Consider the following 23,198-nt stretch of genomic DNA (forward strand, 5'->3'; position numbering starts at 1 on the left):
TCCATAGGCTGATTTATTGCTAATTTATTGTCATACCGTTCAGGCATTTGCTACAATGAAAGAAAACTATCAACTGTTGGGGTGGAAAAATGGAAATTCAAGTAGAAGAAGCTGTTGTAAAACTCATTTTGCATGGCGGAAACACGCGCAAAGAAGCATACAAAGCCATTGATTATGCAGAAAAATATCAATTCGATGAAGCCGATAAACATTTACAAATCGCACAAGAGCAATTCCAAGAAGGTCATATTTGGCAAACGAAATTAGTATCCATTCGCGACTCAGAAACGGTAGCTCATCCTTCCTTTTTACTTATTCATGGGCAGGATCACTTAATGACCGCACAAGCAGAATTGCAACTCGCTAAAAGAATTATTGAACAATATAAACATCAACAACGCTTAGAAGAACGACTTACTAAACTTGAAAATCAAGCATGAGATGTAGCTGGGAATAAGAAATAATTCTCATTCGTAAGTATATTCGGGCGCACAAACAACATATCTTCCGTTTCAATAATATGCGCGGCATCAATGTATTTGCTTTTTTCCGGTGTGAAAAGAAGATGAATTGTTTCGATTTTTTTGATAGGTAGATACCTTAGAACTTCCACCACATCTAGTTTTTTCGTACTAAGTATATCTAGCACATATAAATCAGCATCTTCTTGCTCCATTAATACAATTACATCTAATTCTTCTATATAATAAAGCTCATTTTTCAAGGCAATCAATACATAAAACATCAGTAAATCTTCACTTTCTCGAACATCTAGAATATTAGAAAGTGGCGTTTTTTCGGATACAATACGACTTATTAGCTGAAAATCCGTTTTATTACCGGGATTCAGCTTTTTTAAATTACTAGATTCTCTTTTCAAACTGCAAGCATCTACAGTAAAACTGCTTTCCTCCACACGCTCAAATCCAAATTTCGGGTAAAAATCCAGTACAGTATCATTCGCAAATAGATAAAGAAAATCATACTGGTCTTCGTATTTAGCTATTACATGCTCTAATAATTTCTTAGCAAGCCCCTGCCCCCGATAATCCGGATGCGTCATTACTGTCCCAATTTGCAAAGCGCGGTAATCTTCCCCTTGGTAAATTAGATTCATCTTATTGATAGAGACATTCGCGATTACCTTGTTATCATCAATATATGAATAGCAAATATACTTATCATTCCAAAAGCCGTCCCTGTACCATTCTTCAAAATTAATATCAAATGTACTTTCAGCAAGCCTATTAAAACTATCACGATACATTTTATTATCTTTATAATCACTTATCATTTCATAATTCATCGTTCTAATCCTCTATTCCTTCGTATAAAAATAACAGGTACAACGCGAAATACGTCCTACCTGCTCATTTTTATTTAATTTAACGTATTCCAAGCGCTATTTTTGCATAGCGTGACATACGATCTTTAGTCCAAGGTGGATTCCAAACAAGATTTACATTCGTATCCTTCACTTCTGGAATATCACTAAGCGCCATCTGTACTTGCTCAGTCAAAATACCAGCAAGCGGACATCCCATTGTTGTAAGCGTCATTGATACTGTGCAAAGTCCGTCATCATCTAATTCAACATCGTATACAAGCCCAATATTCACAATATCAATTCCAAGTTCTGGATCGATAACTTGTTCTAGTGCGCCCATTAGATTTTCTTTCAGTTGCTCATCCATGAAGCATATGCCTCCTTTTTGCCATTTTGTACATTTATTGTATCATATATGAGAATGATTTTCATTATAAGAATTTCTCAAAAAAGCTGACCCCTTGTAGCATTCCTTCAACAGAAACTTTGTGTTTTGCATTATCATCAATGATAAATTGCACATTATCTGCCAAGCTTTCTTCTACTAATGTTTGGTATAACTTTTCGCTGTACGCAAAAGGTACCACATCGTCTTTTTTGCCATGCCAAAGTAACAATGGTCGGTTATTTATTTTGGTGATATTTTGAGTTAAATCATATTTTTGTAGCGCTAAAATCCGTTCATCCACATCAAACGGAAAAGTTAACCCTTGCGCCAACGCATATTTGGATAGCTCTTTAGCAAAATCAACATAATAGGCACTTCCCATTAAACTAACGGCTACTTTAATATTTTCATATAGCCCAAGAAGGCCAAGCGAAGTAATAGCTCCCATGGAAACTCCGCCAACACCGATACGATTCGCATCTGTTTTCCCAGCTTTAATTAGCTCATCTGTAATCAGCGGGAACTCCGTAATATTCGTTTCAATCACATCCCAAAAGAATGTAGCCTGGTCTTCCGGATTTGCTCCTTGTAGGCGCTCGCCATGTAACTTCGCATCTGGCAAAATCACGCGGAAGCCACGTTGCGCAAGTAAATAGCCATAATGTAAATATAATTCTTTTTGAGATGTAAAGCCATGATAAAAGATAATTGTTGGTAACATTTTATCTGCATTTTCGCTATTACTAATATGTAAAACTGGTATTCCCGCAATTTGTTCATTTTCTACTTGAATCATTGTGAAGCCTCATTTCTATTAGGTTTATTAAGCTATTGTAAAGGTCAGAATCATTTACAAAATGGTGATAAACGTCTATCATTAATGTGTGCCCTTATTTTAGCATGAAGGGGCAGCTTTGAACCAAACATATGAATTAAAGGAGCAAACTATGTCTAAAAAACTAATCGTACTAGACCTTGATGGCACAACACTTAGAGATGATTTAACTATCTCTTCGCATACAAAAAACACTTTAGAAAAGGCGCGCTTGGCCGGTCATGAAGTAATGATTGCAACCGGACGCCCATATCGAATTAGCGGTTCTTATTACCATGAACTAGGATTAACAACACCGATTGTAAATTTCAATGGTGCCGTGTATCATCATCCTAGACTCACTACATTTGCGGAAGGTTATCACCATGCCATTGATTTACAAGTTGTTCACGAGTTACTTGATTTTTCCAACGGCTTTTCATTAGATAATATCGCAGCAGAAGTACAAGATAACGTCTTCTTAAAAGAACGAAACAACAGCGTTCCTGAAACATTCCATTTAGGCACTGAAAATATTGTATTCGGAAACATCCGTGATGCGATTAAATCAGATGCTACTTCATTATTGTTTTTCGGAAAACTGGACCAACTCGATTTAATTAGCAAGCACTTGGATGAATCTCTTTCTGGCGTTATTTCTCATCATACATGGGGTGCATCTGCTTGGCCAGCTGTAGAAATTATTAAATTCGGTATTCATAAAGCCATTGGCGTGCAAGCCGCAGCTAAAACACTTGGTTTTGACCGTAAAGATATCATTGCATTTGGAGATGAAACGAATGATTTACAAATGCTTGATTATGCCGGCGTTGGTGTTGCTATGGGAAATGCCACTGAGTCCGTGAAAAACGTTGCCAACGTGGTAACAGCATCTAACCAAGATGATGGGATCGCAGTCTATTTAGAAGAAAACTTAAACTTATAATAAAAAGCTGCAAGTAATGTCTTACAAAAGTTAGGAATGCTAATTTTTGATTCAAGAGCCATTACTTTGCAGCTTTTTTACATCATTTTATTTTTATACATCGCCATTGCTAATTTTTGATCTGCTTCTGAACGAAAATCACCAAATACGCTTGAGGTCTCCATGACATTAATAAATGCTTTAGAATCAAACTCGCCAACAATGTGCGTAATATCATATAGTTCATAACGCGTAATCACCATAATAAGCATCGCTACATCTTCTTTTGAATAGCCGCCCATTGCATCAACAACCGTAATTCCACGTACCATATTTTCATGGATTGCTTTAATTACTGTTTCGGAATGTTGCGTCATAATCATCACTGTCAATTTCTGATGTCTTGTATGAATAATATCGATGACTCTACTTTGAACATATAAAGAAATGAGCGTATACAGCGCAAATGTCCAATCATATGCAAAGCCTGCTACAATAATAATAACTCCATTTAAAAGCAAGAAGTATTTCCCGAAAGAACGTCCTGTTTTAATAGTGATATACATTGCTACTATATCTAGCCCGCCAGTAGAAATACCGAATTTCAGAGCCAGACCAATACCTACAGATGCGATTAATGCCCCAAAAATAGCATTAAGCAAAATATCATTAGATACTTGTACCTCTGGAATAACAATTAAGAAAAAGGACATAAAAGCAACTGTCAAAAAGCTGAAAACAGTAAATGATTTCCCAACTTTTAACCAACCTAAAATTGCCACTGGAATATTTAATAACAGAACGAGTAGCCCTGTTGAAATAGAAATATTCATTGAATCACGTAACATGTCTGAACCTAGTTGTGCAACCCCATTTAATCCAGCTGCATAAACTTGTGCTGGTATTAAAAAGAAGTTCATGCCTATTGCGTTTAAAAGTGCTGCTATTATTGCAATGGCGGTTTTTTTAGCATACTCTTTATATACTATTTTTGAACTCATTTTCTTCTCTCCTTTTTTGGCCCTAACATAACATACCAACTTTCCAGAGAAAAGAGAAGTCTTTTTCATTATTTTTTTGATTTTTAATTAAACAAAGGATATCCGCCTGATAGATAAAAGCCTAATGAGATGGTAATTACTACTACAATAACAAAAATCATCAAAAACATTCCTGTTGGTTTTTGTTGTTTCCTGTAACTAAGTAGCATCTCCACAACACCAATTACAATGATTCCCATCAGAATCTTAAATATCGCCAGAATCCAGCTTTGTTCTATGCTGTATTTGACCATCATAATTCCACTCAAAATAACCAAAATATAAAAAACTCGATTAATCATTTGTAACATTGTAAAACTTTTTGTCGATTTCGAATAAATGAGTAGAGCTGTAACCGTTAGTACAACAATAGCCACCCATGAAATCAAATGAATATAACCCCACATAATACCATCCCTCATTCTTATTAAGATTTTCTTACTTTGTTAGTCAGTGTCCCAATTTTATCAATAGTAATTTCGATAATGTCCCCCTCTTGTAGAAAAGTCGGAGGTGTCATTCCATTTCCCACACCACTTGGGGTTCCTGTAGCAATTATATCCCCTGGAAGCAGCGTATGCCCTTTGGATAAATCAGAAATAATTCTTGCTAAGCCAAATATAAATTTATCGGTAGAGTCAGACTGTCTTACTTCGCCATTAACCTTGGTTTCAATGTGGAAAACAGGTTCTTTGTTTGCGTTATTTTCCAACACGAATGGACCAATCGGACAACTTGCATCAAGGCTTTTACCTATATAAAACTGTTTATGTTTTTTCTGCAGATCGCGAGCTGTAATATCATTTAAAATAGTAAATCCAAAGATGGCAGATAAAGCCTCTTGTTCCGATATGTCTCTTACTTTCTCACCAATAATAACAGCAAGTTCTCCCTCATAATCTAATTGGCCCGTTATATTTTGATGTAACTCAATGTTGCCGTTATGCGGTAATAGACTATTAGCACTCTTTGTAAATACAAGAATATGCTCTGGGACGTCTTCCTTGCTTCCCATCTCTAGCACATGATTATAATAGTTTTTTCCAATTGCAATAATGTTATTTGGCGGAACAAAAGGTACTTGAATTTCCACTTCGGCTAAATCGATATGCCCGTCAATTCCTGTTAATTCTGGAACAAGCGGTTTTTCTTTAATAAAATCTAAAAGGGTAGCTGGCGGATTCGAAAAAATCGTTCCAGCAGGGATGATTTTATTTTCAGATGTTAAAATACCATAAGCCAAATCTCCTTCATACAGATAACTCAACCATTTCATTTAAAGACCTTCCTTTGTGTTTATTTGGCATATATGTTGTCCATCGAAGAAATATAAATAAGCCGCAGCGACTTTTTTACCGCTAATCGCTTGAATCGCTTCTGCATAAAGCTTGATTTGAATATGATATCGTTCTTTCATTACTTTTTCAGCAGCGTTCCAATCAGCATATCTTCCTTCTATTTTATCTGTTTTATAATCAATTAAAGTAATCGTTTCTTCCTCTTCTATCATACTATCCACAACACCTTGAATGAGTACTCGTTCGTCTAAATCAACTTTTTCATATAACTCTGACACAGGAAGCAAATAACTAAATGGCACTTCACGTTTTACTAAATCTTTTTTCTGCAGCATTGTTTCCCCTAATGGAGATTCAAAGAAATCTAATATTTGTTTGATATTAATTGCTTTAATTTGCACATCTGTTAAGATATCTTTTTCTCGCATTGTGTGTAAAAGCTGTTCCAAATCTTCCTTTGTAGGTTTATAATCTAACGAAACTGCTTGCATAAGCGTATGCATTGCCGTACCAATTTCTGTTGCAGAGAGTTTATTTTTTTGTAAAAATTTAGGTCTATCCAGTGATACTTTTTGGAATTCTTTTAACAGTGTAGTATCACTCCAGCTATCTTGCAAAGAAAATTGGCGCTTAAGCTCTGTTACAGACTGTTTAGCACGTATTTCAGTCGCCGCTTCATTTTGGTACTCATACTCCATATATCGCTGAATTTCGTCCTTATATGGGCTTTGAATAGGTACTGGCTGATGTTCTTTTATATTTTCCAGCCAATTATCTGATTCAGCCCTTTCTAGCTCATTAGTTAGAAACATTTCTTTTGTTTTTATTTCAATTTGTAGTTTCATCTCCGTCGCAAGTGTTTGGATTATTTCTTCACACAACAATTCTTTAAAAGCAGGATGCCTAATCGTTGCGTTTCCTATCCAATCCAAATAGCATTTAGCTTTCGCTCTTGTGGCTGCAGGTAAAATAGTTTCTTTTTCTTTTGCGACTTGCAGCCAGTTTTTACTTGTTTTTTCAAAATCCGGTACTGTTGCTACTAAAATCAACTTTTCTTCTGCACGAGTAAGCGCAACATACAACACGCGCATCTCTTCCGCAATCATTTCACGAGATTTCTTTTGCTTTATTGCTTGCTGCATAATTGTTGGGTAAACAATCATTTTCTCAACATCTCGATAACTAGATGCAAAGCCATAATCTTTATCTAACAACGTTTTGCTATAAATATCCCGCATATTAAATTTTCGACTTAGCCCAGAAACAATAACTACAGGAAATTCTAATCCTTTACTCGCATGGATTGTCATCATGCGAACAACATCTTCTTTTTCACCAAGTGTTTTTGCGGTACCTAAATCATCGCCTCGAATTTCTAACCGTTCAACAAAACGAACAAAACGGAACAGACCACGGAAAGATGTTTTTTCATATTGGTTGGCCCGGTCGTATAATGCTCGTAAATTCGCTTGGCGTTGTTTGCCACCTGGTAAGCCACCCACAAATTCATAAAAGTTAGTTTCTTGATAGATTTGCCATATCAATGACGTTAAATTTTCTCGAATGGACAATTCACGCCAATTGTTTAATTGTTGAACAAAATCACTAATTTTATTCGCTGTTTCCGAAACGGTTATGTCCTTATAGGTTAGCAATGCGTCATAGAAATAACCCTTCTTCTTCGCCATACGAATTTGCCCCAACTCTTCTTCATTTAAGCCAATTATGGGTGAACGTAAAATCGCAGCAAGCGGAATATCTTGGTAAGGGTTATCTACTACTTTCATAAGTGCAATCATTGTAGCTACTTCTGTTGTTTCAAAATAACCTGAGTTATTATTCGCATAAAAAGGGATATCTTGAACTTTCATTGCTTCTTCCATATCCGGAGCGCTCGTCATTGCCCTTGATAAAATAACGATATCTCTGTATTGAATAGGTCTATTTTGTTTAAGTTTTTTATCATAAATAGGAAACTTATTGTCTATCATTTCTCTGATTTTCATTGCAATCGCACGTGATTCTACTTGATTTTTTTGCAATTCTTGAGGCGATAATTCATCTTCTGTTTCGGTATCCTCAGTTTTCATATCAATTAGTAAAAGTTCCGTTTCCATAGCGTTTGTTTCAGGGAAATTTGCACCTAAAGTCAATTCTGCGGCGGTATCATAATCAATTTCAGCAATGTGTTTATCCATCAATTGACGAAATATAAAATTGGTAGCATCTAAAACTTCTTTCCTACTCCTAAAGTTCTGTGACAAATCAATGCGTATCCCGTTTCCACTACCATCTTGTTGGAATGTTTGGTACTTTGTCATAAATAATGTTGGCTCTGCTAAACGAAAGCGATAGATAGACTGTTTCACATCTCCAACCATGAATAGATTCCCCTGCGCTTCACTGGGGTTCGTTACAAGGCGTAGAATAGTTTCTTGCACCATATTGGTATCTTGATACTCATCAATTAATACTTCTTTAAATTGTTTTTGATAATTTTGAGCAACTTCTGAACCTTTATCATCATTTAATAAAATTTTTAATGCTAAATGTTCTAAATCGTTAAAGTCTAATACCCCTCTTTGTTGTTTTTCTTCAAAGAAATTTGCAGCAAATTTTTTGACCAATTCACTCAAAGTTTGAATATCTGGTTTCATTTTTTCTAAGTCAGATAAGTAATTTACTTCTTCCCTCGAAAACCAGTCAGTTGCGATATTTTTCATTTCTTTTTTAGCTGCATCTCGAAATTTCTTCGCTTCCTCCACATATACTTCATCGTAATCACTTTTATTTTTAAGTGTCGGAATACGCTTGAAATCTATGTTTTCAATAGATGTTTTCAGATGGGTCCAACTGCTCCAGTTCAACTCTGACAATGCTTGAATTTGGACTAAATCATTTTCTAATGTAGCTAAATAAGGTGCTGGCCCGTTATTTTCATTTGCATAATTTATTGCGTTTAGTAAATAGTTTTTAGCTTGATTTACTCTTAATTCAATATCTTCTTTAATAATTGGAAAATAAGGTAACTCTGTAATCGAAGTAATCTCTTCTGTATTATAAAAGTTCACCATTGCTTCTAACCAAGCGTTTGGATCTGGGTTGGCTCTTGAGAAATCATATAGCTTAGATATTAATGAGTGCAATTCTGCATCCGAACGATCTCCTGTAAAAGATTCTACCAAATGAAAAAAAGCTTCATTATTTTCAATACCATATTCTTGTTCCAGCAAACCTTCTAAAACCTCATCGCGAATCATACTACTTTCAATTGGCTCAATTAAGCGAAAACTTGGATCAATATCTGCCTCAAAATAGTATTTTCGAATAATTTCTAAACAAAAAGAATGGAGAGTTGAAATAGAAGCATAGTTAAGTAATGCTACTTGTCTTTTTAGATGGGCTGAATCTGGATTTTGTCCCAGAGCTTCTTCCAGTCCTTTCCCTATTCTAAACTTCATTTCAGCAGCTGAAGCATTCGTAAAAGTTACAATTAGTAACTCGTCTACATTTAAGTTTGCTGACTCATCTATTAACTTTTCAATGATTCTAGTGACTAGGACAGCTGTTTTTCCAGAACCTGCAGCAGCAGCAACAAGTACATTATTGCCTTTAGCTTGAATGGCTTTCCATTGGTCGTCTGTCCATAATGACTCTTCTGGTTTTGGCGGTATATTTAAACTCATGCTACTGCGTCCCTCCTTCAATATCCATTTTTGTTAAAATTGTTTCTGCTTTTTCATTAGCTAAATGTCTATATTGATTACTTGTTAAAGATGGATCAAATCCGCAAAATGAGCGGAAACTGCAAAATTGACAAGGCGTTCTTTCTTTTAGTTTATATGGATTAATTGAAACTGCTCCATCAAGTATTTTATTCCCAGCTTCTTGATATTTATGACGGACAAATTGTCGCATTTTATCAAATTCTGCTCTTGTCGCAGTTCTTGATCTCGCACTCAACTCTCCATTTTGTTTTATTTCTGCCGGAATAATAGTAGATGCTTTTCCTTTTTCAAGGGTCATATCCATTAATGAAACAGCCACGGGATCGGATAAAATCAATCCCTTCATTTTGGAGCTTTTTTGTAATTCTTTTGCGATAGCCCCATCACTTAACTCTTTCTCTGCTTGTACATATTGATTGTGCATATGGAAATACAGCACCCCAGCTGGTTCGGCAGTTTTGCCAATCATTTTTTGTGCATTTGTTACTACAATATCCAGGTAGGTAAGCATTTGAAGCGCTAAACCATAATAGACTTCTGTGAGCGCCAAATCATGCGAACTTGATTTATAATCTATAATGCGTAGGAACGTTCGATCATCTTGTTCTGCCATATCAATTCTATCAATTCGCCCCTGCAAAAGAAGTTCGCTATCTGATTGAAGAGGTATTTTTAATGGCGGAATATCTCCTTTCAAACCAAAATCAACTTCTAACCCAACAGGACGAAACGCACTGCTTTTTGCTTGTTCATTTAAAACAGTTGTTGCCCTCGTTATGATTTGGAGTAATTTATACTGAATATATTCCATTCTTTTAGAGCTAAGCAAAATTTCATGCTGGATTTTAGGAGCTAGGAATGTCATTGCAAGTTTCGCCATTTGCTTACATTCTTCTTCTTTTAAATTACCCCAATCCAGATTATTTCTTTTTAATTCTGCTGAGATCCATTCCATTGCTCCATGGAAAATCTCTCCCATATCAACGGCTTGCAACTGAAAATGCCCTCGCTCTTCTAATTTCAAGCCATATTGAGCATAATGTTGGAACTCACAACTGAAAAATTTCTCCATTCTTGAAACACTTGCATGAATAGTTTCTCCAAATAAGTTTTTAGCAGTTGTTTCTTGTAATGGTTTTGTTTTATTTTCATAATATAGACTCGATAGCACTTGCTTAGCCATTGTTGATTCTTTTTCATTTTCAAAATAACTATTGTAGGCATCCCACCATACACTAGACAGCGTGTAACCTCGTTTATACATTTGTAATTGACTTGTCAACAATCCTAATGTTGCTTGCTTAGAGCGAATGTAACTACTTTGTTCAGCATCACTTAATAAGCTCGGGTCTGTTAAATAAACTGATTCATTTAGTTCATTAAACTGTCCTTTTATTTTCCTTAAATAATTGGATTCGCTTAATACTTTTCCTTCTTCATCAGCGGCAGGATAACTAAGAAATAATTTGTCACTAGGGAGACTTATTATTTTATATGCTAATAAGTCTTCTTCACCAATATTATTTTTAGCAGATGGTTTCAATTTACTGTCTTCAGCACGCAATGCATCTCTATCCTGATCCGAAAAAATCCCTTTATCCTTTTGACGTAGCGGCATAACACCGTCATTCATCCCAATAGCAAAAATCACTTTCATATCTAGCAATTTCGCATTCTCCATATCAGATAAAACTACTTGGTCTAAGGAAGGTGGCAAAAGCGAAAATTCAAGTGCATCAAGACCCGTTCCAATAATTTCAGTAAAACTGTCTAGATCTAACGTTTCCTCTCCTAAAACTTCTACAAATTCATCCAAAAGTGCGGAAATGGAGCTCCATGCTTGTTCATGTTCTCGTGCAAGTTCTAAATAGCCTTGCTCTTCTGCTCTTTGTCTCCATGACTCCAATCGTTCTACAGCATTTACTTGCTCCAAATAATGATAAAGAGCTAAAGCAAACTCCATCCCTGTTTTTGCCTTCCTTAGATTTAATTCTAAAGTAGAAAGTGGATTCACTATAAGATTCCTCATCTCATTAATGATAGATTGCATATGAATCTCCTCATCTGTTTGAGGCAATACATTGGTGGATAGTCCGCGGATTTTCCGGTAAATCCAATCTCCTTCTTTTTCCCATTTCCATTTATTTTGAATACCATTTTCTAATACATAGTTTTCAAGAATATCTGCTTTACGTCTGTTAAGGCTTGATTTTTCGGTAATATCAAAGAAAAACTCTGTCTTAACTGCTTGAAAGATTGGTTCGTACTTCCAGTTAAATAGAATAGCATCTAAGCTAGAACGAATAAACTCGATAAAAGGGTGTTTAGCCATAGCTCTCTTTTTATCAATAAAGGTAGGAATGTTATATGCTTCCATCACCGTTTCACATAAAACGTCATAATCTCCAAGATTTCTTGTCAAAATAGCTATGTCGCGGTATCTATATCCATTTAATGCTAGTTGACGAATCTCACGAGCAATCCCTTCTATTTCTGCACGTCTGTTATTCGCTTGATGGATTTTTAAATTTTGAGGTTCGTTTTTGAAAGACATAAATTTGTTATGCCCCCAAGTATTAGCTAAAAAGGCTAGTGATTCTGTTTTTGCTCGCTTATTCTCTAAGAAGAACTTGTTTTCCTCGACTTGAGTGCCATTTAATTTAGCCAACTCTAATAGAGCATAATACGCTTCTGTACTTGCTTTGAACATACTGTATTCATCTAGTCCATGCTGAATTTCAGGAACATTAAGCGTCAAAGAAATCGTTACTTTATCACATTTCCGCATTAATTCTCCAATAACTGTCAGCTCTTGTTTTGAGAAAGAAGTAAAACCATCAATGACTATTTCAGTCTGATTTAAATAATCACTATCGGCAATTTTTTCTGCAAGCAATCTCAAATAGTCTTCATTTTCAAGGAATTTATCCGCTAATAATTCCTCATACTTTTGATAGATTAGCGAGATATCATGCACTTTATTATTCACACTTGTAGACAGATTCGTAGCGCTCTTGACCATGTCTTCAATGGAAACCTCTTCTTGTTTCATTTCTTTAAATAAATTCGCTAACTCTGAATAAAAACCCTTTCTAGAAGTAGCTCTTGAAAAGATTTTTAATTTATCTTTTTGATCAAGGGCTGCTTTTCTGATAACCATTTCTATACCTGTCTGACTTAAGAAAGTTTTAGATAATCCACCTGTTTCTTGAAGAATTTTCCACGCTAAACGGCTAAAACTAAATATTTGTGTCCCAAGCATACCTGCTAAATTTTCCTTATTTAAAAAGCTTGTCTCCATCTGAAACGTCATTTGATCTGGGACAATAAAGATATACGTTTTAGAATTTTGTTTAATTTTCTCTCCAACCTCATCCATTAAATGAGTTGTTTTGCCTGTGCCTGATCTACCTGCAATTATTTGAAGTGTCATACCCTCACCACCGAACATATGTTTTTATTTAGTTTACCATATTTGAGCAATCTGTCCAGAACTTTTTTCGAGGCATTTTTTGTTTGAAAATTTATAAAACAGCTCAAAAAAACTAAGATAGCTCTTACTATCTTAGTTTTTCATATATTCTACTCAAAAGCTAGCATTTCCTGTTGAATTTTATTCATTTTTTCTGTAAGTTTCATAAATTCCGCTTTGTTCCTATTATCGAGAGCTTTATCAATTTCAGCTCTAAGTTGTTCTAATTTTCTCTCTTCTAGGAGCATCGTCAGGAAGCATTCGATAAAAACGTTTGTTAATTCTTTTTCACCCTTAAGGACACCCACCTGATTCATCAACGAATTAGAAAAATCACGCATTTCCACGACTACCACTCCTTCACTCATATTTATTACAATCTTAAAAAATTGTAATATGCCAAGAAAAAACAGAAAACAGCTTGAAAATACAACTTTACTAATATCTAATGACTTGCAAATTACCATGTGCTATAATGACAAAAAATAACTCATAACTAACTTTGATGCTTAGTCGTTACTTAGAAGTTTTGCTTATTAGGCAATAACTCTAGGTTTCTTCTTAGACATAAATACAAACATAGAGGAGTTGAATGAAATGAAAAAAGAACAAATCAGTACTCAGTTTTATGAAGTAAACCCGCACACGATGATTATTTTTCCAAAAAAATCTGGAAGTATAGTCTATTCAGAAATTTATGAAGTTGATTCTCATTATACTTCTAAATTTACCCCGTTTGAGCTAATTAAAACCAGCTGTAACTTTTTCGGATCAAGCTATGAAGGACGCAAAGAGGGAACTAAACACTTAATTGGTGTTACCCATAAGCCACCCATTATCATTGACCCAGTCACTTCTACTTATGTATTTCCAACTGTAGCACCAAGTTCAACAGAATGCATTTGGATTTTCCCACAACATATTAAAGATTATCATGCAATTGGATTTAACCACACTTTAATAACATTTTCTAATATGGAAACCTTTGAGATTGATATGTCTTTAGCATCTTTTAATAATCAGATTGCCAGAACCTCCATGTTACATATGAAATTTTCTCAAAAAATGCGTATGATGGAGAGTAATTTCCCTTCAATGAATAGGTTTTTCCCACCAACCACTCTTGCTGCTGAACCTAGACGTTATTACAGCACCATGCTTCCAAATAATGAAGAACCTAATGATCCTCAAGATCCCGAGCAATAAATTTAAAACTAAATAAAAGCCAGCTACGTAATAGTAGCTGGCTTTTCCTTAAAATCATTTTTTATTCTCAATCGCATCTGCAATTCGTTTTAACATTAATAACTCATCCTCTGAGTATGTATAAGGTAGTTCTAAATACCATTTCTCGAGTTCAGGATTTCCAATTAAAGGAAAGGCGTTTACCGAATTCTTTTCTCGCAAACCAGCTACATCATCTAATAAGAAATCGGTTGTTGTTCCAAGAATTTCTGCTAATTTAGCCAAAATAAAAATTGGCGGTCGGTGGTTATCATTTTCATACTTGCTTATTGTGGATGCAGTTGTCCCGATTTTCGCCGCCAGTTGTTTTTGTGTTAACCTATTTTTCTTTCGTAAATGAATTAATTTTTCTCCAAATTCCAATACGCCCACCTCACTTCACTTCCAGTATAGCAATTTTTCGGAAAGAATTCGAGAAATTACTAAAAAGAAATCGCCTTTTAAGTTTCAAAAGACGATTTCCGTATTTTATACAGTTGGTTTCTTACGTAGAACACCAATTAATCCTGCGCTGATTAATGTTCCAATAATAATTGCAATAATATAGAACCACGGTTGGGATACAAGGAAGATAACAAAAACTCCTCCGTGAGGTGCTAATACTTTAATGTTTAAGAACATTACTATTGCACCTGTGATGGCACTTCCGGCAATAAAACTCGGAATCATTCGAAGTGGATCCGCGGCTGCAAATGGTATAGCTCCTTCAGTAATGAATGAAGCACCCAAAATAGAGTTAGTTAAGCCTGCATCACGTTCTTGAGCTGTAAATTTATTTCTAAAAATAAGAGTTGCTACAAATGTTGCTAGTGGTGGTACCATACCAGCAGCCATTGTTGCTGCCATGATTGCACTACCGCCTGTTGCTACACTAGCTGCGAGTGTACCCGTTGCAAATATATAAGCAGCTTTATTAATTGGTCCACCTAAATCCGCTGCCATCATTGCACCTAACAGTAATCCTAAAATAACTGCGTTCGTTCCGCTTAAACTATTCAAGAAGTCATTCAACCAAGTGTTCAATGCGCTCATTGGTACATTTAATAGCAACATTAAAAGTCCGACAATTAACACCGATAAAACTGGATAGAATAAAACTACTTTGATACCGTCTAATGTTTTTGGTAACTTTTTAAGTGCTAGTTTAATTAATTCTACTGCATAACCTGCAAGGAAACCACCAACAAGTGCTCCAAGGAAGCCTGCACCACCAACAGATGCTACTCCACCTGCTACAAAACCTGCTACAAGTCCTGGTCTATCCGATATACTGTAGGCAATATATCCAGCGAATACTGGAAGCATGAAGCCGAATGCAACATCACCGATTTGTTTTAATAGTGCTGGGATTTCGTTATATGAACCAAGTTTTGCGAGTTGATCTTGAGGAACACCTAACATTTGATCGAGCATAAACGCGATGGCGATAGCGATACCTCCACCAATTACAAACGGCAACATGTGAGAAACACCGCTCATTAAATGTTTATAAATTTGTTGACCGATAGAAAGTCCGTCTGCGCTCTCCGTAGCTTGACTACCTTCCTCTGCTTTATAAATTGGAGCATTGCCTGAAATTGCTTCTTTAATTAGTTCTTCTGGTTTATGAATTCCCGCTGCAACCGGTTTAGCAATTAAATGCTTCCCGTCAAAACGAGGCATATCTACTTGTACATCAGCTGCAATAATAACCCCATCAGCTTCTGCAATTTCTTTATCTGTTAAACGGTTTTCAACGCCTCTAGAACCATTTGTCTCAACTTTGATTCGTACACCTAATTTATTAGCAGTTTCTTGTAATTTTTCTGCAGCCATATAAGTATGTGCAATTCCTGTTGGACATGCTGTAACTGCTACGACTGATTTACCAGTATCATTGGTTGAGGTTGGAGCAACAACTGTTTCTTCTGAGTCTTCTTGTTCATTGTTGAATAAATTGATTACTTCCTCTGGAGTTTTAGCATCTCTTAACGATTGAACAAATGCTGGATGAACCAATAGTCTAGAAAGCGCTGCTAAAGTTTCTAAATGAGTTGCATTAGCGCCATCTGGGGCAGCAATCATAAAGAATAAGTGTGCTGGCTGACCATCTAAAGCATCATAGTCCAATCCCTTCTCACTCTTAGCAAAAACAACAGTTGGTTCATTTACTGCTTTTGTTTTCGCGTGAGGCATTGCAATTCCTTCACCTACACCAGTAGAACTCTGTGCTTCACGGTTCATTATAGCTTCTTTAAATAGCACCTCATCATTAATTTTCCCGTTGCTCTTTAACGAAGCAATCATTTCATCGATAGCAGCTTCTTTTGTCGTTGCCTGTAATGACATAATCATAACATCTTTGCTTAATAAATCAGTGATTCTCATTTTAGTTCCTCCCTGTTATTTTGGTTATCTTCACTTGCGGTAATAGTTCATCTATTAGTTCTTTTTGGGCTAAATCTGTTGAGAATGCAGTGGCTCCACCTGTTGCAACTCCTGCAGCAAACGCTTTAACGGGATCTCTCGTTTTATCAAAAGTCCCAACAAAGCCTGCAATCATTGAGTCTCCAGCACCTACGGAATTTTTCAGTTCCCCTTTTAATGCATCGGCGAAGTAAACATCTTCTCCTGTAAATAGAAGCGCTCCGTCACCCGCCATGGATACGATTACATGTTGCGCGCCTAATTCTAAACATTTTTTCCCGTATGGGATAAGTTCTTCTACGCTACCAAGTTTCACGCCAAATAGGTCTGCTAGTTCGTGGTGATTTGGTTTAATTAGAATCGGGCGATTTGGTAATGCATCTAGCAGTTCTTGACCAGTTGTATCAATCATAAATTCAGCTTTTTTTTCTTTGCAAATCTGAATTATTTTATTGTAAAAATCATTTCCAAGTGAAGGAGGCACACTACCAGATAAAATAACAATATCGTTAGCAGTTACTTTATCCATCACTTTCAAAAATTCATTAATTTCCTTCTCAGAAATAGCTGGCCCTAGACCATTGATTTCTGTTTCTTCTCCGTGCTTTAGTTTGATATTAATACGAGTGTCATCTTTCACCGTTACAAAGCCAGTTTTCACACCTTCGTTTTGTAGCCAATCTTTGATAAAACTGCCTGTAAATCCACCTAAAAAACCTGTAGCGAGCCTTGGTACATTCAATTGATTTAAAACTCTGCTGACATTAATTCCTTTGCCACCAGGCAATTTATAATCTTGCTTCATACGATTAAGGCCGCCAAGGTTTAGTTGATCGATTTGTACAATATAATCAATTGATGGGTTTAAAGTAATTGTATAAATCATTTTTCTACCTCGATTATTTTAGTTTTTTGGATAAAGGATTCTTTTACTGCAGAAGGAATATAGTCTGTTACAATAGTTGCTTCTTCTATTGAAAACATTTTTGAAAAATTAACTTCATTAAATTTAGTATGGTCAGCTACAACAAAAACGCGATCAGCACGTTCTTTTGCAGCACGTTTTACAAATGCTTCTTCCATATCGGGTGTTGTATAGCCATGCTCCGGATGCATCGCATTAGTACCAATGAAAGCTTTATCGAAATGGTAATTTTTAATATTATCTAAGGCAACTGCACCAATAATTGCTTTTGTATGCACTTTCATTTTGCCACCTAAAAGATAAGCATCAATATTTTGACGAACAAGCTCTTCAATATGGGTTAAACCATTTGTCACTACTGTGATATTTCGATTTGCTAAATGAGTAATTAATTCTAATGTGGTGGATCCTGCATCTAAATAGATACAATCATTTTCTTCCACTAGACTTGCACAATATGCAGCAATTACTTTTTTACTTTGAATGTTTTTGAATGATTTCTCATTCATACTTGGTTCTTGGTTGTGAAGTTTTACAAGTTTCGCCCCGCCGTGTACACGTTGGATTAATCCTTGTTCTTCTAATTCGATTAAATCGCGGCGAATGGTTGACTCTGAGGTAGCAAGACCTTCAACTAGTTCTTGTAATTTAATTACACCAAGTTTCTCAATACTCTCCATAATAAGTTGTTTACGCTCTGCATTTAACATTATTACTCCTCCATCCAAAGTTAGTTTATCATCTTTTTCTTTCAAAATCAACCGTTTTCATTCAAAAACAATCACATGTTTTCAAATCCATTCATATTATAACATGTATATCGCCATAAACCTTCATAAATCTTCATTTATCATTTTTCTTATACAGTTCTAATTTTTAGCAGTATACTTGGTTAGAAGATAATTTTTTTTAGGAGGAGTTATTCATGCAAACAGAATTAACATTTGAACAATTAGAAAATTTTTCTCGAAAATGGCGTGAAAATCCAGATAAATTGGTATTTCAAGCTAGTATTATGAAAAATGGGATTAAAGCAGCAACTGAGAATCCTACATCAAAAGTTAGCATTCAACCTGTCTTTTCCCACGAAGTTGCTACAGATAAAGTTTCTAATCAACAACAAAGTGGAAGATGCTGGATGTTTGCAGCATTAAATACGTTTCGCCATAAATTAAACGGAACGCTTGGTTTGAAGGATTTTGAGTTATCACAGAATTATACTAATTTTTGGGACAAACTTGAGAAAGCGAATTACTTTTTAGAGAATATTATTGAAACAGCAAGTGAGGATGAGGATAGCCGATTAGTTTCGTGGTTGCTTGATACACCACAACAAGATGGTGGTCAGTGGGATATGTTAGTTTCAATTATTGAAAAATATGGAGTGGTTCCGAAGTCCGCTATGCCTGAAACATTTCAAAGTGGCAAGTCTGCTGATTTAAACCATCTTTTAAATGAAAGACTTCGTACAGATGCGGTTATTTTGAGAAAAGCTTTCACAGAAAAGAAAGATACTGCAGGTTTGAAAGAAGAAATGCTTGCTGAGATTTATCAACTTTTGGTTATGACGCTTGGCGAGCCTCCTAAAGTATTTGATTTTGAGTATCGAAATAAAGACAATGAATTTAAACAAGAGTTACAAATTACACCTAAAGATTTTTATGAACGCTATGTAGATATGGATTTGAAAAATTATATTCCACTTATTAATGCACCGACCAAAGATAAACCTTTTAATCAAGCTTTCACAGTGGATTATTTAGGAAATATTGTGAATGGGACGCCTATTAAGTATTTGAATGTGGAAATGGATGTATTAAAAAAAGCCGCCACTGATCAAATCAAAGACGGGGAAACTGTTTGGTTTGGTTGTGATGTTGGTCAGCTTTCGGAAAAAACTACTGGTATTATGGATACCGATATTTTCTTGCTTAATCAGACCTTTGGCTTTAAAACAGCAATGACAAAAGCAGAGCGTCTTGATTATAAACACAGTATGCTTACACATGCGATGGTTTTAACTGGAGTGAATGTTGCTAATGGAGAAGTAAATCGTTGGAAAGTGGAAAATAGCTGGGGAGAAAAAATTGGAAATAATGGGTATTTTGTTGCTAGTGATGCTTGGATGGATGAGTTTACATTCCAAGTAGTGGTGCATAAAAAATATCTATCTAAGGAATTGATTGAAGCTTTTAATCAAGAACCGATTGCGTTAAAACCATGGGATCCAATGGGTTCGCTCGCACTTTAAAACACAAATTCTGAAATAATTTTTATTCCGTTCATTTGAAAAAGGGCTGCTGCTACGCCGGTACCATCTTTTATCTTCCCCGAGAAGGTACCGTCGTAAATAGCACAGCTACCACAAGAAGGGCTTTTTTCCTTCATAATTATTTTTGTAATACCGAGATCTTGCATTTTAGCTAAAGTAAGTTTCGCTCCGTATTTATATTCTTCTGTCACATCTGTTCCTTTGCTATCAACCACTTTTGCATGACCTAGCCAGACATCTTTGCCATCGCCGCCTATTATTTCTGCAGGGTTTCTTGGTGTGGGCAGTCCACCAGCTACTTCGGGGCAAAAAGGAATTGCTTCTCCGTTTTCCACCATTTGTTTTATTTTGGTTATTTCTTTATCTTTCCCATCATATCTACAGGCTATTCCAGCTAGACAAGCACTTACTGCAATCATTTATTTTCCCTCCTTTATTTTTTATTTTAACATAAAAAGCTGCCACCACTTATAGGCGACAGCTCAGTATTTATTAGATGTTTTGGTATGCTACGGCGATTTGTGTACCGATTAAAGCATTGTGTTTTACAAGTTCGATGTTTGCTTCAAGGCTCTTACCATCTGTTAGTTCTTTTACTTTTCCAAGTAGGAATGGAGTAACGTCTTTTCCGTGGATGTGGTTTTCTTCTGCTTCTTTAAGCGCTGTTTGGATTACATCGTTAATTACTTTTTCATCCATAGCGAATTCTTCTGGGATTGGGTTAGTAATTACTGCGCCGCCTTCGATTTGAAGGTCCCATTTCGCTTTAAGCGATTCTGCGATAACTTCTGGAGCGTCTGCACGCAATGTTAATTCTACATCACTTGAACGTGTGTAAAATGCTGGCAATACATCGGTTTGGTAGCCAATAACTGGAACCCCTTTTGTTTCTAGGTATTCCATTGTTAAGTTTAGGTCTAGGATTGATTTTGCTCCGGCACAAACGACAGCAACATTTGTTTTCGCTAATTCTTCTAAGTCAGCTGAAACGTCCATTGTTGTTTCGGCACCACGGTGAACGCCGCCAATTCCGCCAGTTACGAAGATTCCAATTTCTGCGAGTTCAGCACAAATCATTGTAGCTGCTACAGTTGTTGCTCCAAGTTGTTTTGTTGCAATAAGGTAACCGATATCACGACGAGAAACTTTTGCTACATTGCTACTTTTAGCAAATAGTTCTAGTTCTTCATCAGAAAGACCGATTTTAATTTTTCCGTCGATTAAAGCGATTGTTGCTGGTACGGCACCGTTATCACGAATAATTTGTTCCACATCACGCGCCATTTCAACATTTTGCGGGTATGGCATACCGTGAGAGATAATAGTAGATTCTAGCGCAACAATTGCTTTTCCTTCTGCTTTTGCTTGTTTTACTTCTTCGGATAATGATAGATAATTTTTCATTTGAATTCCTCCAGGTCTTTTTGTAGTTGGGATGTCGATAAATTTTGGCGAACAGTATACTCAGATTCGAGTGTTCGCGCAGCATTTACGCTTCCTGCTTTTAAAATTTCTTGCAATGTTTTTCCTTCTAACCATGCGTAGATAACCGCGGAGCAAAATGCATCTCCTGCTCCTGTCACGTCGACAATATCTTCAATCACAATCGCTGGTTCAAAAATAGTGCCTTCTGCTTTGTTTGCTGCTACTGCGCCTTTGCTACCATTTGTAACGATAACATTTTTCACGCCTAGGTCTAGCCATTTTTGTGCAGCTAAGCGCCAGTCCTCATCGTTTTCAATCGTCATATCTAGGTGCGTTTCAGATTCGTCTCGATTGCAAATTAGCCAAGTCACGTGATCCAAGCGTTCTGGTAAATGAGACATTTTTGGCGAAGATACGGGAACGAGTACTAATGGTATTGAATTGATTTCGGCAAAGCTGCCAAGATATTCTAGTGTTTCTTTCGGACAGTTTAAATCAGCAATGATTGCGCTCGCCTGACTCAGCAAGCCTTCATTTTTTGCGAGTACATCTGGAGTTAAGTGATCATATGCATCCATGTCCGCTAGTGCAACGAGTAAATCTCCATTGTTTTCGAGTACTGCTGTATAAGAACCAGTTGCGATGCTCGGAAATGCTGTGACATAATCTAAGTTCATATATGTATTACTAGCATTTTTGACAGCTTCCCAGTCGGAGTCTGTTCCACAAGCAGTGAGTAATATAACTTCTTTTCCAAGGCGTCCGAGGTTTTCGCCTACGTTTCTAGCAACTCCGCCAGCACTTTGTGTTGAGCGCACTGGGTTTGATGTGGCTAGTTGGGCCTTGTCTTTAATATAAAACTTCCGATCGACGTTCGCTCCACCTATACAAACAATTTGTTTTGCTTCATTTAAAATATAGGCTTTTCCTAAAATGCGACCCTTCTTAATAAGGCCGGAAATAAGGTTTGCGACTGTCGGTCTTGATAAATCAAGTATATCAGCAAGTTCTTGTTGAGAAATGTAAGGATTTTTACGGATGGAATTGAAAATTATCTCTTCCTTTTCGTTCATTTTCGCTTTATTATTCTCCACGATATAATGCACCTCCATTCCAAACTTTTGTTTCATTTTCAAACACATGTTTATTATATATGTAAATGCTTTCTTTTGCAAATTAAAAAACGAAAATCCGCTTCTTTTTAGGAAGAAAATTTTCGTTTAGGTTTATTTATTTTGGAGGATAGCTAGTTCGGCTTCAGTTAATGGGCGGTATTCGCCAAGTTCAAGTGACTCGTCTAATTGTAAATTACCCATCGAAATTCGTTTTAAATAACTGACTGTTTTTCCACGAGCGGCGAACATTCTTTTTACTTGATGGAATTTGCCCTCTTGAATTGTTACGTTTATTTCATTTGGTGTAATTATTTCTAAACTTGCTGGTTTGCAAGTGTATCCATCGTCGAGTTCAATTCCAGCTGCAAAAGCTTCTACATCAGCAGCAGTAACATCACCATCAATTTTAGCGTAGTATGTTTTATCTATATGCTTTTTAGGTGAGAGCAAATTGTGTGCGAGTGTGCCGTCATTCGTTATAATTAGCAAGCCTTCCGTATCTTTGTCTAATCGGCCGACTGGGAACGGATCAGTGAGCGTGTCTTCTTGCGCGAGCAAATCGATGACGGTTTCTGACACATTATCCTCGGTTGCGCTCACGACATTTTGCGGTTTATGTAGCATAAAATAGACGAATTCTTGGTAAACGACTGGAGTTCCGTGGACGGTTATTTGATCTTTGTCTGGATTCACTTGGGTTTTGCTATCTTTCTGGATCGTGCCATTGACGACAACTGCCCCAGATTTAAGCAAAGGTTTCACTTCTTTTCGACTCCCGAAACCTGTATGGGACAATAATTTATCTAAGCGCATGATTT

At 36.2% G+C, this 23,198-nt stretch carries 21 protein-coding genes; 4 read left to right on the forward strand and 17 right to left on the reverse strand.

Annotated elements, in window-relative coordinates:
- Window positions 1–89: 89 nt before the first annotated feature.
- On the forward strand, window positions 90–440 hold the full coding sequence (locus tag CKV70_RS11660) for a PTS sugar transporter subunit IIA (RefSeq protein WP_012951919.1): 351 nt from the start codon (window positions 90–92) through the stop codon (window positions 438–440).
- On the opposite strand, the gene CKV70_RS11665 is transcribed toward CKV70_RS11660, so the two are convergent.
- The 3 genes from CKV70_RS11665 to yjfP form a co-directional block, all read right to left on the reverse strand.
- Complete coding sequence (locus CKV70_RS11665; RefSeq protein ID WP_003731865.1) at window positions 431–1,306, reverse strand: GNAT family N-acetyltransferase; 876 nt, start codon at window positions 1,304–1,306, stop codon at window positions 431–433. The genes CKV70_RS11660 and CKV70_RS11665 overlap by 10 nt on opposite strands.
- A gap of 79 nt (window positions 1,307–1,385) precedes the next feature.
- Window positions 1,386–1,694, reverse strand: coding sequence for a metal-sulfur cluster assembly factor (locus tag CKV70_RS11670; protein WP_003720638.1), 309 nt, complete (start codon window positions 1,692–1,694; stop codon window positions 1,386–1,388).
- A gap of 64 nt (window positions 1,695–1,758) precedes the next feature.
- Window positions 1,759–2,511: an esterase gene (gene yjfP, locus CKV70_RS11675; protein WP_003729958.1), complete on the reverse strand. Its 753-nt coding sequence runs from the start codon at window positions 2,509–2,511 to the stop codon at window positions 1,759–1,761.
- 118 nt (window positions 2,512–2,629) lie between these two features.
- On the opposite strand from yjfP, the gene CKV70_RS11680 reads away from it, so the two are divergent.
- Window positions 2,630–3,475: a Cof-type HAD-IIB family hydrolase gene (locus CKV70_RS11680; RefSeq protein WP_077345996.1), complete on the forward strand. Its 846-nt coding sequence runs from the start codon at window positions 2,630–2,632 to the stop codon at window positions 3,473–3,475.
- A 77-nt stretch (window positions 3,476–3,552) separates the two neighbouring features.
- On the opposite strand, the gene CKV70_RS11685 is transcribed toward CKV70_RS11680, so the two are convergent.
- The 6 genes from CKV70_RS11685 to CKV70_RS11710 all read right to left on the reverse strand — a co-directional run bounded on the left by CKV70_RS11685 (window position 3,553) and on the right by CKV70_RS11710 (window position 13,459).
- On the reverse strand, window positions 3,553–4,455 hold the full coding sequence (locus tag CKV70_RS11685; RefSeq protein ID WP_003723662.1) for a YitT family protein: 903 nt from the start codon (window positions 4,453–4,455) through the stop codon (window positions 3,553–3,555).
- Window positions 4,456–4,538: 83 nt separating this feature from the next.
- On the reverse strand, window positions 4,539–4,901 hold the full coding sequence (locus CKV70_RS11690; RefSeq protein WP_003726823.1) for a YisL family protein: 363 nt from the start codon (window positions 4,899–4,901) through the stop codon (window positions 4,539–4,541).
- Window positions 4,902–4,921: 20 nt separating this feature from the next.
- A complete protein-coding gene (locus CKV70_RS11695) occupies window positions 4,922–5,770 on the reverse strand; it encodes a fumarylacetoacetate hydrolase family protein (RefSeq protein WP_014601062.1) in 849 nt (282 codons plus the stop codon).
- The gene (gene addA / locus CKV70_RS11700; protein WP_014601063.1) at window positions 5,771–9,478 is read right to left on the reverse strand and encodes a helicase-exonuclease AddAB subunit AddA; all 3,708 of its coding nucleotides are present in this window, start codon (window positions 9,476–9,478) and stop codon (window positions 5,771–5,773) included.
- A 1-nt stretch (window position 9,479) separates the two neighbouring features.
- Complete coding sequence (addB, locus tag CKV70_RS11705; protein WP_014601064.1) at window positions 9,480–12,953, reverse strand: helicase-exonuclease AddAB subunit AddB; 3,474 nt, start codon at window positions 12,951–12,953, stop codon at window positions 9,480–9,482.
- A gap of 149 nt (window positions 12,954–13,102) precedes the next feature.
- Complete coding sequence (locus tag CKV70_RS11710) at window positions 13,103–13,459, reverse strand: IDEAL domain-containing protein (RefSeq protein ID WP_003723667.1); 357 nt, start codon at window positions 13,457–13,459, stop codon at window positions 13,103–13,105.
- Between the two features lie 130 nt (window positions 13,460–13,589).
- On the opposite strand from CKV70_RS11710, the gene CKV70_RS11715 reads away from it, so the two are divergent.
- Window positions 13,590–14,198, forward strand: coding sequence for a competence protein ComK (locus CKV70_RS11715; protein ID WP_014931011.1), 609 nt, complete (start codon window positions 13,590–13,592; stop codon window positions 14,196–14,198).
- A gap of 54 nt (window positions 14,199–14,252) precedes the next feature.
- On the opposite strand, the gene CKV70_RS11720 is transcribed toward CKV70_RS11715, so the two are convergent.
- The 4 genes from CKV70_RS11720 to CKV70_RS11735 all read right to left on the reverse strand — a co-directional run bounded on the left by CKV70_RS11720 (window position 14,253) and on the right by CKV70_RS11735 (window position 18,278).
- Entirely contained in the window at window positions 14,253–14,600 is a 348-nt protein-coding gene (locus CKV70_RS11720; RefSeq protein ID WP_003739618.1) for a helix-turn-helix domain-containing protein, read from the reverse strand.
- Window positions 14,601–14,705: 105 nt separating this feature from the next.
- On the reverse strand, window positions 14,706–16,604 hold the full coding sequence (locus CKV70_RS11725; protein ID WP_003722574.1) for a PTS fructose transporter subunit IIABC: 1,899 nt from the start codon (window positions 16,602–16,604) through the stop codon (window positions 14,706–14,708).
- A 1-nt stretch (window position 16,605) separates the two neighbouring features.
- Entirely contained in the window at window positions 16,606–17,529 is a 924-nt protein-coding gene (gene pfkB / locus CKV70_RS11730) for a 1-phosphofructokinase (RefSeq protein WP_031695682.1), read from the reverse strand.
- Entirely contained in the window at window positions 17,526–18,278 is a 753-nt protein-coding gene (locus tag CKV70_RS11735; protein WP_003722576.1) for a DeoR/GlpR family DNA-binding transcription regulator, read from the reverse strand. The genes pfkB and CKV70_RS11735 overlap by 4 nt, the downstream gene beginning before the upstream one ends.
- A gap of 215 nt (window positions 18,279–18,493) precedes the next feature.
- Between CKV70_RS11735 and pepC the strand changes: the two genes are divergently transcribed.
- Entirely contained in the window at window positions 18,494–19,819 is a 1,326-nt protein-coding gene (gene pepC, locus CKV70_RS11740; protein WP_003731859.1) for an aminopeptidase C, read from the forward strand.
- Here the strand turns inward: pepC and CKV70_RS11745 are convergent.
- The 4 genes from CKV70_RS11745 to CKV70_RS11760 form a co-directional block, all read right to left on the reverse strand.
- Entirely contained in the window at window positions 19,816–20,259 is a 444-nt protein-coding gene (locus CKV70_RS11745) for a 2-thiouracil desulfurase family protein (protein ID WP_009932058.1), read from the reverse strand. The genes pepC and CKV70_RS11745 overlap by 4 nt on opposite strands.
- Window positions 20,260–20,332: 73 nt before the next feature.
- Entirely contained in the window at window positions 20,333–21,244 is a 912-nt protein-coding gene (locus tag CKV70_RS11750) for a pseudouridine-5'-phosphate glycosidase (protein WP_003727733.1), read from the reverse strand.
- The gene (locus CKV70_RS11755) at window positions 21,241–22,359 is read right to left on the reverse strand and encodes a carbohydrate kinase (protein ID WP_009924429.1); all 1,119 of its coding nucleotides are present in this window, start codon (window positions 22,357–22,359) and stop codon (window positions 21,241–21,243) included. Before CKV70_RS11755 ends, CKV70_RS11750 begins: the two co-directional genes overlap by 4 nt.
- Before the next feature lie 132 nt (window positions 22,360–22,491).
- The gene (locus CKV70_RS11760; RefSeq protein WP_014601105.1) at window positions 22,492–23,193 is read right to left on the reverse strand and encodes a pseudouridine synthase; all 702 of its coding nucleotides are present in this window, start codon (window positions 23,191–23,193) and stop codon (window positions 22,492–22,494) included.
- Window positions 23,194–23,198: the final 5 nt, after the last annotated feature.

Source organism: Listeria monocytogenes (assembly GCF_900187225.1).
Taxonomy (GTDB): Bacteria; Bacillota; Bacilli; order Lactobacillales; family Listeriaceae; genus Listeria; species Listeria monocytogenes.